Genomic DNA, 12,379 nt, shown 5'->3' with positions numbered 1-12,379 from the left:
CACTCCTTCCGGCGGGGATGAAAAACTTGGCCCCGTCTCTTTTCAAAGCCTTAGAATTCGTCGCCCTGCTACTTATATCGCAAGACATGAAGAACATCGCGCGCCTTGTGCTGGCAGCGGCCTTGGCCGCGATGGCCAGTCTGACATCAGCCCAGACTGGCCCGACGCCGGTGGACGCGCTGTCCGCATGGCAGGCGGACCGCGAACAGATGTTCGATGCCGCAGGCATCGACCTTGCCACCTTCGTCTGGGTGGCACGTCCAGTGCTGCTTTTTGCCGACAGCCCGGCCGACCCGCAATACCAGCGGCAGTTCGAATTCCTGCGCGCCGGCCTGCGCGAATTGGCCGAGCGCGACGTGATCGTGATCACCGATACCGACCCGGCCCATCCCAGCCCGGCGCGGGCCAAGCTGCATCCGCACGGCTTCATGTTGGCACTGATCGACAAGGACGGTCGGGTCGTGCTGCGCAAGCCCGCCCCTTGGGACATTCGCGAACTTACCCGCTGGATCGACAAGTCGCCGACCCGCGAACAAGAAGTGCGCGAGCGTCGCGCGGCGGGCACGTTGGTGCCGGGGGTATCGGACTGAACGCTCACTTTGCGCCCGCCGGCAGGAAACTGGCGCCGTGCGGCAGACCGGGCAGGAAGGCGGCCAATGCATCGCGCGCTCGCGCCGCGGCCCCTGACCCGTTGGCAAAGAACCGCACCCGGTCATACCCAAGGTAGCCCTTCGGCACATCCAGAACGAGGTCGCCCAGCGGCACCCAGCCGGCACCCGCGGCCTGTCCCAGCAGGCTGGGATAAACCATGGCAAGTTCGACGTTATGGGCCTGCAACAGGCCGTCGGCCCAGCCGACCTCGCCGCGCGATGCCAACCGCAGCGCGTAAGCCTGCGGCGACGCGAGACCCCAAAGATCCAGCACATAATCGGGATTGCGCCAGGCCACGCGGCCGATGTCGTTGACGGCGACGGGCGCGCGCCAGAACGCTTGGGCAAAGCGTGCCATCTGGCCTTGTTGCAAATGCAGCGCCAGCGCGCTGTCGGGGCCATAGCGCCACAGGTTGCCCCGGTAAATCCAGGCCGGCCAAGCCAGCAGCAACACGGAAAGTGCGACCGCCGTCACAAGGTTGCGGCCAAAGCCGGCAATCAGCGGCAGCGCGGCCGCGGCCATCAACACCAGAACGTAGTTTTCATAGCGAAAGGCCCAGCCAACGCGCCCGACCAGAAGGTGCGCAAGACCTACCAGCGCACAGACCACAGCGACCAGCCGGGCCCTGTCGTCCAGCACTTGCTTGCCCAGCAACGCACCGATCAGCAAAACGATGGCCAGTCCAAGCAGCGGTGGTCCGCTGAGATGGGCCAAGTTGAAGGCAAGGTGCCCCACCCCGCCGGTCCCGTCCATCTCTTCCATTTTGACCGTCACCGATCCCGGCAACCAAGACAGCCCCTCTGCGCGCAGCAAACCCACGAAAGCCACGACGGGCACAAACGCGGCCACGCCCAGTGCCATTGCCAAACGCCACTGCCTTGCCAGCGCAAGCGCAAGGCAGGCCGCACCCGAGACAGCGAGGCCCTCAATCCGCAGCGCCGGCCCCATCACGACGCCAACCCACAGCAGCGCGTTCGCCCGTCCGGTTTCAAGACTGACCCAAAGCCCTTCCAGAACGGCCAGCGTCGCCGCGACGTGCAGGCTGTGTTCCATCCCGAGGAAGGCGACACCCGGCATGTTCAGCAGCACAGGGCCAGCGACGGCCAACAGTAGCGCCGCCGGACGTGCAAGCCCTGCCCGCTGCACCAGCCGGCCCCAAAGCCAGCAGGCCCAAGCCAGGCCCGCGGCATTCAGTGCCAGCGGCGCGAAACGTTCGACCGGTGCGACGGCAAAGGGCGCCAGCAGAAACGGATAAAGGAAAGACGACGCGGCCGAGGCGTTTTCACCGGGATTGATCCCGTATTCCCCGCGCAGCAAGCTGTCGGCCATCGCCAGATGGATATACACGTCGTCAAGCGGATACTCGAACGACCCGCCCAATTTCCACAGCGTCAGACAGATCAGCAGGGCAAGCCAGCCGAGCGCCGAAAGCATGGCCAGGCGAGGCAGATCAGTTGGCGTTTTCGTCGCCGCCATCTGATCAATCGAACTCCACGATCACCTGGTCGACAGCCAGGCTGTCGCCCGGCGCGGCCTTCACCGCCTTGACGACGCCCTTGCGCTCGGCGCGCAGGATGTTCTCCATCTTCATCGCCTCGACGGTACAGAGGGCCTGCCCCTCCTGCACCTCGTCGCCCGCCACGACGTTGAGCTTCACAAGCAGCCCCGGCATTGGGCAAAGCAGGAATTTCGACGTGTCCGGCGGTAGCTTTTCCGGCATCAGCGCGGCCAGTTCGGCGGCGCGGGGCGTGCGCACATGCACCTTCAGGTCCGCGCCGCGATAACGCACGCGAAAGCCCGAGGGCACCTTGCCGACCTTCAGCACCAGCGGCGCGCCGCCCACCGTCAGGCGCGCCAGCGGCTGGCCCGGCACCCAGTCGCTGGTCACACGCAGCACGCGGCCGCCGATATGCACGTCCGCGCCCGCCTTGTCGGCACCGATCCGGACAGGAAATGCCTTGCCCTGAAGCGTCACCACCCAATCCTCACCAACATGGCGTTCGTGGTTGTCCATCCGCCCCGAGATCCGCGCGAGGCGAATTTCCGATACCCGGTTCATCGCGGCAGCGGCTGCCGCGATCCGCTCCAGCGCGGCCTCCGGCAGCACAGCGCCGTCAAAGCCGTCGGGAAATTCTTCGTTGATGAAGGCGGTCGTCATCTCGCCCGCGACGAATTTCGGGTGATCCATCACGGTGGCAAGGAACGGCAGGTTATGCCCGATCCCTTCCACCTCGAACGCATCAAGCGCCAGCCGCATCTCTTCGATCGCCCGGGCCCGGTCGGGCGCCCAAGTGCAAAGCTTGGCGATCATCGGGTCGTAATACATGCTGATCTCACCGCCCTCGGTGACGCCGGTGTCGTTGCGCACGGCGCGGGTCGGCGTTGCCTCTTCGGCCGGTGGACGATAGCGGCTGAGCCGTCCGATGGAGGGCAGGAAGCCGCGATAGGGATCTTCAGCGTAAAGCCGGCTTTCCATCGCCCAGCCATTGATCTTCAGATCCGCCTGTTTGAAGGGCAGCTTCTCGCCTGCCGCGACGCGGATCATCTGTTCGACAAGGTCGATCCCGGTGATCAGCTCGGTCACCGGGTGTTCCACCTGCAATCGCGTGTTCATTTCCAGGAAGTAGAAGTTGCGGCCGCCATCAACGATGAATTCGACCGTACCGGCGCTGGTATAGCCCACCGCGCGGGCCAGCGCGACAGCCTGCTCGCCCATCGCCTTGCGGGTGGCGGCGTCGAGGAAGGGCGACGGCGCCTCTTCGATGACCTTCTGGTTGCGCCGCTGGATCGAACATTCCCGCTCGTGCAAGTAGACGGCATTGCCATGCGCATCGGCCAGCACCTGGATCTCGATATGGCGGGGCTGCGTCACGAACTTCTCGATGAAGATGCGGTCGTCGCCGAAACTCGCCGCGGCCTCGTTCTTGGAGCTTTGGAACCCCTCGCGCGCTTCGTCGTCTGACCACGCGATGCGCATGCCCTTGCCGCCGCCCCCGGCGCTGGCCTTGATCATTACCGGGTAGCCGATCTGGCGGGAAATCGTGACCGCCTCCTCGGCATCGGCGATCAGGCCCATGTAGCCGGGCACGGTAGAAACCCCCGCCTCGGCGGCGAGCTTTTTCGAGGTGATCTTGTCGCCCATCGCCTCGATCGCGCCGACCGGCGGGCCGATGAAGGCGACGCCCGCCTTTTCCAGTGCGGCGGCAAAGCGTGGGTTTTCCGACAGGAAGCCATAGCCGGGATGGACCGCCTGCGCGCCGGTCTTGGCGATCGCGTCCATCACCTTGTCGATCACGATGTAGGACTGCGCGGCCGGCGACGGGCCGATATGCACCGCCTCGTCCGCCATCTGCACGTGCAGTGCATTGCGGTCGGCATCCGAATAGATGGCGACGGTCGCGATGCCCATCTTGCGCGCAGTCTTGATGACACGGCAGGCAATCTCGCCGCGGTTGGCGATCAGGATCTTGTCGAACATCAGCAGGCGTCCTTCAAATGCAAAGCCGCCGCCGGGGCGGTTTGGCCCCGGCGGCGGTCATGTCGTGTCGTTATGCGTGTTTTGTCAGCGGCAGACGCTGGAATATTGATCGCAGGTCGCGCCGATCGCGCCGCCGACGACTGCGCCCGTGACCGGGTTGACGCCCACGGCATTGGCCGCAACAGCCCCGCCCGCGGCGCCGACAAGCCCGCGCTGCATGTCATTTTCCAGACATCCCGAAAGACCGAGAACGGCGACGGCCGCGAGAATCCATGCGTGTTTTGCCATATCGAACTGCCCTTTGCAAAATTACCGGTAACTGCAGATTCAGGGCATTCGCAAAAGTTTACAACCGCAAAGATGGCCCGGGCGGGATTTCGGCGGATCGCCGGCACGGTTCTGGCAAAAGATGCCGGTCCAGTGAGGGACGCACCGGACCGGCAGGGGAAGGGATAACATTTAAGTCGTTCCACAGGGTGCCGCGCGGGGACGCAGCCCCCTGCACCTCCAGCCTGCCATGCCGGCACATATCGCGCCAGCATCGCGCCGGCGGGCCGCACCCGGACGGCAGGAACATGCCGGATGGCGCATGGTGCCGGCAGCTTCTCGCCGATCATGCCCTGTCTCCGGCGAAAACCTCGGGGAACGTCGCGCGTGCCCGGGCGAGATCGATCCGCAGGAGTGCCTCGTAATCAGTCGGGTCGAAGGGATCTTCGGCCGCAACGACCTCGCGCCCGAAAAGCCAGCTCAGCCGGCCAGCATCAAGGTTTCCCCGTTCAAAGGGTTCTTCCCCGAAATGATCCCAAAGTGCCGCCAGAAAAGCCGCGTCTGCGGCCCGGTCCACCGCGCGGCGATCGGCATAGCGTTCGCGCGCGATCAGCTTGGTCGCGCCCTCCTTGGCGGCCCTGCGAATCGTGAATTGAAAATCGGTGCCCGGCAGGCGGCCGGGAAAACCACGATGTTTCAGCATCTATAGCCTGCCTCTTTGCCCGTCACAGCGGGATATTGTTGTGCTTCTTCCACGGGTTCGCCTGCTTTTTCGTCCGCAGCGAGGCAAAGGCCCGACAGATCCGCCGCCGGGTGCTGCGCGGGGTGATCACCTCGTCGATGAACCCGCGCTCGGCCGCGACAAAAGGATTGGCAAATCGCGCCTCGTAGTCGCCGGTGCGCGCGGCGATCTTCTGGGGGTCACCCAACTCGCTGCGATAAAGGATCTCGGTCGCGCCCTTTGCGCCCATCACCGCGATCTCGGCGGTGGGCCAAGCATAGTTGAAATCGCCGCGCAGGTGCTTGGACGACATCACGTCATAGGCCCCGCCATAGGCCTTGCGGGTGATGACGGTCACCTTGGGCACCGTCGCCTCGCCATAGGCGAAGAGCAGTTTCGCGCCGTGCTTGATGACCCCGCCGTATTCCTGGCTGGTCCCCGGCAGGAAGCCCGGCACGTCCACCAGTGTCAGGATTGGAATCTCGAAAGCGTCACAGAACCGCACGAACCGCGCGGCCTTGCGGCTGCTGTCGATATCGAGGCACCCCGCCAGCACCATCGGCTGGTTCGCCACCACGCCCACTGTCGAGCCCTCCAGCCGGATGAAGCCGGTGACGATATTGCGCGCGAAATCAGCCTGAATCTCGAAGAAATCGCCCTCGTCGGCGAGTTTCAGGATCAGTTCCTTCATGTCGTAGGGCGTATGCGCATTGTCGGGGATCAAGGTGTCGAGGCTGGGCTCCTCGCGCGCCACGTCATCAAAGAAGGGCCGCACCGGTGCCTTGTCACGGTTATTCAGCGGCAACAGGTCGATCAGGCGCCGTGCCTCTGCCAACGCCTCGACATCGTTGTCGAAGGCGCCGTCGGCGACGCTGGATTTGCGGGTATGGGTGCTGGCACCACCCAGTTCTTCGGCGGTCACCACCTCGTTGGTGACAGTCTTCACCACGTCGGGGCCGGTCACGAACATGTAGCTGGTATCCTTCACCATGAAGATGAAGTCCGTCATCGCGGGCGAATAGACGGCGCCGCCCGCACAAGGGCCCATGATCAGGCTGATCTGCGGCACGACCCCGCTTGCCATGATGTTGCGCTGGAATACCTCGGCATAGCCGGCCAACGACGCCACACCCTCTTGAATGCGGGCGCCGCCCGAATCGTTGATGCCGATCACAGGTGCGCCGTTCTGCACCGCGAGGTCCATGATCTTGCAGATCTTCTGCGCGTGCGTCTCGGACAGCGACCCGCCGAAAACGGTGAAATCCTGACTGAACACATAGACCATGCGGCCATTCACCGTGCCCCAGCCGGTGACCACGCCATCGCCGGCCGGCCGGTCCTGCTGCATCCCGAAATCGGTGCAGCGATGGGCGACGAACATGTCGAATTCCTCGAAACTGCCCTCGTCAAGCAACAGCTCCAGCCTTTCGCGCGCGGTCAGCTTGCCCTTGGCGTGCTGCGCCTCGATGCGTCGCTGTCCCCCACCCGCGCGCGCCGCGTCGCGGCGGGCCTCCAGTTCCCCGAGGATGTCCTTCATCTCGCGCGCCTCCCTGATTTTGGCCAGCATAGGCGCTGCGCGCGGGTGGCAGAAGGGCTATTGGGCAAATTTGCAAAATCATCATTTTTCAAATCAGTCATTTTGCAAACTTCAGTCCTGTGGCAGGATGTTGCGGTGTTCGCGACGCGGGGAGGTGGCCGATGGCCGTGCCAAAGCTTTATGCCGGGGTGAAACTGCGTGAATTGCGCGGGCGGTTGGGCCTGACCCAGCGCGCCTACGCCGAAAAGCTGGGCGTCAGCCTGCCCTATCTCAACCAGATGGAAAACAATAACCGGCCGGTTTCGACCACGGTCGTGCTCTCGCTCGCGCGCGAATTCGGCTTTGACGTGACCGAACTGCAATCGGGTGACGAGGCGCGCCTTGTCGGCGACATGCGCGAGGCGCTGGCCGATCCGGTGTTCCCCGGCCCAACACCAGCACTTGCAGATTTGCGACTTGCAGCGGCAAACGCGCCCTTGCTCGCGCGGGCCTTCCTTGACCTGCACACCGCCTACCGTCAAACGCATGAACGCCTTGCATCGCTGGACGCCGCACTTGGGCGAGAAGACCCGCGGCTGGACCCCTCCCCCTGGGAAGAAGTGCGCGACTTCTTTCACTATTGCGATAACTACCTTGATCCGATCGACCGCGCGGCGGAGCGTTTCGCGACCCGTGCCGGGGCCACGCCCATCGACGCGGCTGCAGTCGCGGCATTGCGAGAGGCGGGCGTCACACTCGTTTGGGCCGAGGCCGGGCCGCTGCGCAGCTACGATGCAGCAACAAAGACCTTGACGCTGGCTGCGCGCGCCGCGGCCCCCACCCGCGCCTTTAATCTGCTGCTGCAACTGGCGTTGGTGGCGCATCGCCCGCTATTGGAGGCAACGCTGGATCTGGGGCGGTTCCACACCCCGGCCGCGCGCGACATCGCGCGGATCGGTCTGGCCAATTACTTTGCCGGGGCGGCACTGATGCCGTATGCCGCATTTCTGGCGGCCGCCGAAGACTCGCGCCACGATCTTGAACGTCTTGCCGCACGGTTTGGTGCCTCGCTGGAACAGGTGGCGCACCGGCTGTCCACCCTGCAGAGGCCGGGGTCCAAGGGCATTCCGTTCTTTTTCGTGCGGGTCGATCCGGCCGGCACGATCACCAAGCGCCATTCGGCCACGCCGCTGCAATTCGCGCGCTACGGCGGGGCCTGCCCGCTTTGGAACGTGCACCAGGCTTTCGAGACGCCGGGCCGCTGGCTGCGGCAACTGGCCGAAACGCCCGACGGTGTGCGCTATTTCTGCCTTGCGCGGGACGTGTCGAAACCGGGCGGCGCGTTCAACGCGCCGACCCGGCGATATGCCATCGGACTGGGCTGCGAGCTGCGTCACGCCCGCGCCCTTGTCTATGCCGACCACATGGACCTTGATGCGACAGATGCCTTTGAACCGATTGGCATTTCCTGTCGCATCTGCGAACGCAAGGCCTGCCACCAGCGGTCGGTGCCGCCGCTTGACGGCCGCCTGCGGATCGACGCGGACCAACGCGGTATCCTGCCCTACGAAGTGGAATAGCTCAGCCCGTGCGCAGCCCGGCGGCCACCGCATCCTTCAGCCGCAACCGCTCTTTGCGCAGGTCCTCCATGTGGGCGTCGTCGGTGGGTTCCAGATCGGTTTCGGCACGGTGAATCATCCGGTTCACCTCGTGATACTTGTCCATCAGCGCCGCGAATTGCGGGCTTGCGGCCTTCATCGCCTGCAACTTCTCAACATGATCGGGAAATTCTTCGGCCAGTTCGTGGGGGGTGTGTTGCGACATGCCAGACGGCTCCTTGCTTGTTTCGTGTCCCTGCCAGACTGCACGGGCGCGCGGGCCGTCACCTTGATCCGTATCAACCTCAGGGCGCGCGGGCCGGGCGCCAGCCGGCGGCGCGCGCCTCGGCCTCGGTGCAGAACCACCGTTCTCCGCGCGAGGTATCTATGCGGGTGACCGAATAGCCCCGGCTGCCCGGCAGGTGGTAAAGCCGCCCGCGCGACGAGATGTTGCCCTTGATCGCACAAGTGCCCGGGGACGGCGCGGCAACCTGCCGTTCGGCGGCCCGCCATGCCGCCGGGGATTCGACGCGGTAGGCCCAGATTCCGGTTCCGGCACGGCGCGCGGCCAACTCCTCGCCGACATAGGCCGTCGAATAGGCGCGATAGGCAAAGGCCAGCCCGCGCCGCACCAGCACCGCGCCAAGGTCTTCTCCCGCCACCTGGCAAGTGGCCAGCGTCCGGCCATACCGGTCGGTTCCTTGCGGCGCGCAACTGGCGCGCTGGCCCTGCCACGAGGCCCGCACCGTCCGGCTGACCCATGCTCCGCAGGCAAAGCTGGCCCCCGTCGTCGTAGTGCAGTTCTGGTGGGCCTCTGGCGCGTCGACGCCGACAAGGCGGATGCGCGTGCCAGCGACGTCGAAGGTATCGCCGTCGATGACCCGCAGCGCGCCCACGATCTCGGCCCGCAGCGGCTGGGCCGTGCAAAGGCAAAGCAGCAGGATCGAACAGAGGCGGAACATTTTCTTAACAAAGTGTTAAGAAATGGCCCTTTCAAGGCGGCACCGGGGATTTCGTTAATCTTCGTTAACGCTGCGAGACCCGCCAGTTGGGGTTGATCCACGGCTCGTCATTGGCGGGCGGCAGGGGTTGGCGGCCAAGGATGTGGTCTGCCGCCTTCTCGCCCACCATGATCGACGGCGCGTTGAGGTTGCCGTTGGTGATCAGCGGAAAGATCGAACTGTCGGCGACGCGCAGCCGGTCCACCCCGATCACCCGTGTCTGCGCATCGACCACCGCCATCGGATCATCGGCGCGGCCCAACTTGCAGGTGCCGCAGGGATGATAGGCGCTTTCCGCATGTTCGCGGATCGTCGCGTCAAGGTCGGCATCGCTTTGCGCCTGCGGTCCCGGCTGGATCTCTTCGCCGCGATAGGGGGCGAAGGCCTCCTGCGCGAAGATCTCGCGCGTCAGGCGGATCGCAGTGCGGAAATCGTGCCAGTCCTTCTCGGTGCTCATGTAGTTGAACAGGATCTTCGGCGGATCGGCCGGATCGGCCGAGCGCAGCGTGACATGCCCGCGCGAGGGCGAGCGCATCGGGCCGGTATGGGCCTGAAACCCATGCCCGCCCGCGGCCACCTTGCCATCGTATCGCACCGCGATGGGCAGGAAATGGTATTGAATATCAGGGTATTCCACACCCGCGGCAGAGCGAATGAAGGCCGCGCTCTCGAACTGGTTCGAGGCGCCCAGGCCGGTGCCGGTGAACAGCCACTGCGCCCCGATCAGCGCCTTGCCCCAGAGGTTCCAATAGGTGAAAAGGCTGACCGGCTTGGTCGCCTTCATCTGGATATACATCTCCAGATGGTCCTGCAGGTTCTGCCCCACGCCGGGCCGGTCGGCCACCACCGGAATACCATGTTCGGCCAGATGCGCGGCGGGGCCGATGCCCGAAAGCATCAACAGTTTCGGCGAGTTGATCGACGAGGCAGCGAGGATCACCTCGGCATTCGCGCCAATCACCTCGATCTTGCCGCCACGCTCCACCTCGACCCCGGTGGCGCGCCCGTCCTCGATGATCACACGGCGCACGTAGGCGCGCAAAAGCTGCGCGTTGGGCCGTTTCAGCGCTGGCCTGAGGTAGGCATTGGCCGCCGACCATCGCCGCCCGCGCCAGATGGTGGCGTCGAAGGGGCCGAACCCCTCCTGCTGGCGGCCGTTATAGTCGTCCGTCACAGGGTAGCCCGCCTGCCGCCCGGCCTCGACAAAGGCGCGGGTCAGCGGGTTGGTGCGCTTGCCGCGCGTAATGTGCAGCGGGCCATCCGTGCCGCGCCACTCCGGGTCGCCGCCATGGCCGCCGTCGTGCCAGTGCTCCATCCGCTTGAAGTAGGGCAGCACGTCGGCATAGGCCCAGCCATCGGCCCCCATCTCGGCCCAGGTGTCATAATCGCGGGCGTGGCCGCGGACATAGATCATGCCATTGATCGAGGAGGATCCGCCAATCACCTTGCCCCGCGGCGTCGCCATGACGCGGCCGCCCAGGTAGGGCTCGGGCTCGGTCTGAAAGCCCCAGTCGTAGCGGCGCATGTTCATCGGATAGCTCAGCGCCGCGGGCATCTGGATGAACGGCCCGGCATCCGAACCGCCATGTTCGATGACCAGCACCTGCCGCCCGGCCTCGGCCAGCCGGTAGGCGATTGCACAGCCCGCGCTGCCAGCCCCCACGATGACGTAATCGGCCTGCATCAGAATGGCGCCTCGCAAGGGTTCATCGCCACATAGACCGATTTCACCTCGGAATAATGGTTGATCGCTTCCTTGGAGTTCTCGCGCCCCACGCCCGACATCTTGACGCCGCCAAACGGCGCCTCGACCGGAGCAAGGTTGAAGGTGTTGATGTAGCAGGTGCCGGCCTGGAACCCCGCGACCATCCGGTGCGCGCGGGTGAGGTCCTGCGTGAACACCCCCGCGGCCAGGCCGAACTCCGTCGCGTTGGCACGGGCCAGCGCCTCCTCCTCGGTGTCGAAATCCAGCACCGACAGGACGGGGCCGAAGATTTCTTCCCGCGCAATCGTCATGTCGTCGGTCACGTCGGTAAAGATCGTGGGCTCGATGTAGTAGCCCTCGTTGCCCACCCGCTTGCCGCCATGGGCCAGCGTTGCCCCCTCGGCCTGCCCCTTGGCGATGTAGCCCTCGACGATGGCGAGTTGCTTGGCATTGGCCATCGGGCCGAAATTGGTGGCCTCGTCCAGCGGATCGCCCATCACTACGCCGGCGTTCAGCCGCTCGATCATCCGGGCGACAAAGGCCGGGCGGATGGAGCGTTCAACGAAGACGCGCGTGCCGTTCGAACAGACCTGCCCGGTGGAATAGAAATTGGCGAGGATCGCGCCCGAGACGGCGCTGTCGAGATCGGCATCGGCGAAGATCACCAGCGGCGACTTGCCGCCCAGTTCCATCGTGACATGCTTCATCTCGGCAGCGGCGGCGGCATAGACCTTGCGCCCCGTCGGCACCGACCCGGTCAGCGACACCTTGGCCACGCGCGGGTCCGTCACCAGCGCCGCACCCACCGCGCCCATCCCCTGCACCACGTTGTAAAGCCCCGCCGGCGCGCCGGCCTCGTGCAGGATCTCGGCCACCTTCAGCGCGCAAAGCGGCGTCATTTCAGAGGGTTTGAAGACCATCGCATTGCCGCAGGCGAGCGCCGGGGCGCCCTTCCACGCGGCGATCTGGGTGGGGTAGTTCCACGCGCCGATGCCCACGCAGACGCCCAAGGGCTCGCGCCGGGTATAGACGAAATCGCCGCCGCCCAGCGGAATATGCTCGCCCGTCAGGCTGCCGGCGAGGCCGCCGAAATATTCCAGCGCATCGGCGGCCGAGGTGGCATCAGCCACCAGCGTTTCGGACAGTGGTTTGCCGGTGTCGTAGGTTTCGAGAACCGACAGATCGCGGTTGCGGGCGCGCATGATGTCGGCGGCGCGTCGGAGGACACGCCCACGCTGGGTGCCGGTCCAGGTCGCCCATTCGGCTTGTGCGCGGGCGGCCGCATCCAGCGCCCGGTCGATGATCGCCGGGGTCGCGGAATGCAGCCGCGCGATGACTGCGCCGGTCGCAGGATAGACGACCTCGATCACCTCGCCCCCGGCGTCCTCGACATAGGCGCCGTCGATGAAATGACTGGCGGTGGGTTGTGTGGGATAGGGCAT

The 12,379-nt window shown here is 65.4% G+C and carries 11 protein-coding genes; 2 read left to right on the top strand and 9 right to left on the bottom strand.

Translation table 11 applies throughout. The features are described 5' to 3' along the window. Positions 1 to 86 precede the first annotated feature (86 nt). Positions 87 to 590 (top strand): DUF4174 domain-containing protein, encoded by a 504-nt coding sequence (locus tag GC146_RS03945; RefSeq protein WP_291834615.1) that lies wholly within the window; start codon positions 87 to 89, stop codon positions 588 to 590. Between the two features lie 4 nt (positions 591 to 594). On the opposite strand, the gene GC146_RS03940 is transcribed toward GC146_RS03945, so the two are convergent. The 5 genes from GC146_RS03940 to GC146_RS03920 form a co-directional block, all read right to left on the bottom strand. After that, the gene (locus tag GC146_RS03940) at positions 595 to 2,085 is read right to left on the bottom strand and encodes a hypothetical protein (RefSeq protein WP_291834611.1); all 1,491 of its coding nucleotides are present in this window, start codon (positions 2,083 to 2,085) and stop codon (positions 595 to 597) included. Between the two features lie 46 nt (positions 2,086 to 2,131). Next, complete coding sequence (locus GC146_RS03935; RefSeq protein WP_291834608.1) at positions 2,132 to 4,129, bottom strand: acetyl/propionyl/methylcrotonyl-CoA carboxylase subunit alpha; 1,998 nt, start codon at positions 4,127 to 4,129, stop codon at positions 2,132 to 2,134. A gap of 84 nt (positions 4,130 to 4,213) precedes the next feature. Further along, on the bottom strand, positions 4,214 to 4,417 hold the full coding sequence (locus tag GC146_RS03930; protein WP_291834605.1) for a hypothetical protein: 204 nt from the start codon (positions 4,415 to 4,417) through the stop codon (positions 4,214 to 4,216). A 325-nt stretch (positions 4,418 to 4,742) separates the two neighbouring features. Beyond that, positions 4,743 to 5,099 (bottom strand): hypothetical protein, encoded by a 357-nt coding sequence (locus GC146_RS03925; RefSeq protein WP_291834602.1) that lies wholly within the window; start codon positions 5,097 to 5,099, stop codon positions 4,743 to 4,745. Positions 5,100 to 5,121: 22 nt separating this feature from the next. Further along, positions 5,122 to 6,654, bottom strand: a complete 1,533-nt coding sequence (locus tag GC146_RS03920; RefSeq protein WP_291835745.1) for an acyl-CoA carboxylase subunit beta — start codon at positions 6,652 to 6,654, stop codon at positions 5,122 to 5,124. A 161-nt stretch (positions 6,655 to 6,815) separates the two neighbouring features. Here GC146_RS03920 and GC146_RS03915 point away from each other — a divergent pair, with 161 nt between their 5' ends. Further along, on the top strand, positions 6,816 to 8,213 hold the full coding sequence (locus GC146_RS03915; RefSeq protein ID WP_291834601.1) for a helix-turn-helix transcriptional regulator: 1,398 nt from the start codon (positions 6,816 to 6,818) through the stop codon (positions 8,211 to 8,213). Between the two features lies 1 nt (position 8,214). Here GC146_RS03915 and GC146_RS03910 read toward each other — a convergent pair whose 3' ends face one another. The 4 genes from GC146_RS03910 to betB all read right to left on the bottom strand — a co-directional run bounded on the left by GC146_RS03910 (position 8,215) and on the right by betB (position 12,379). Then, positions 8,215 to 8,457 carry a YdcH family protein gene (locus tag GC146_RS03910; RefSeq protein ID WP_291834596.1) on the bottom strand — a complete coding sequence of 81 codons (243 nt, stop codon included), beginning with the start codon at positions 8,455 to 8,457 and terminating at the stop codon, positions 8,215 to 8,217. 79 nt (positions 8,458 to 8,536) lie between these two features. Then, positions 8,537 to 9,193, bottom strand: coding sequence for a thermonuclease family protein (locus GC146_RS03905; protein WP_291834594.1), 657 nt, complete (start codon positions 9,191 to 9,193; stop codon positions 8,537 to 8,539). 64 nt (positions 9,194 to 9,257) lie between these two features. Then, positions 9,258 to 10,916 carry a choline dehydrogenase gene (gene betA / locus GC146_RS03900; RefSeq protein ID WP_291834591.1) on the bottom strand — a complete coding sequence of 553 codons (1,659 nt, stop codon included), beginning with the start codon at positions 10,914 to 10,916 and terminating at the stop codon, positions 9,258 to 9,260. Beyond that, positions 10,916 to 12,379: a betaine-aldehyde dehydrogenase gene (betB, locus tag GC146_RS03895; protein WP_291834589.1), complete on the bottom strand. Its 1,464-nt coding sequence runs from the start codon at positions 12,377 to 12,379 to the stop codon at positions 10,916 to 10,918. Before betB ends, betA begins: the two co-directional genes overlap by 1 nt.

The organism is Limimaricola sp. (assembly GCF_016125575.1).
Taxonomy (GTDB): domain Bacteria; phylum Pseudomonadota; class Alphaproteobacteria; order Rhodobacterales; family Rhodobacteraceae; genus WGLM01.
The sequence above is the reverse complement of the archived record's forward strand: the minus strand, read 5'-3'. Positions and strand labels throughout refer to the sequence as shown.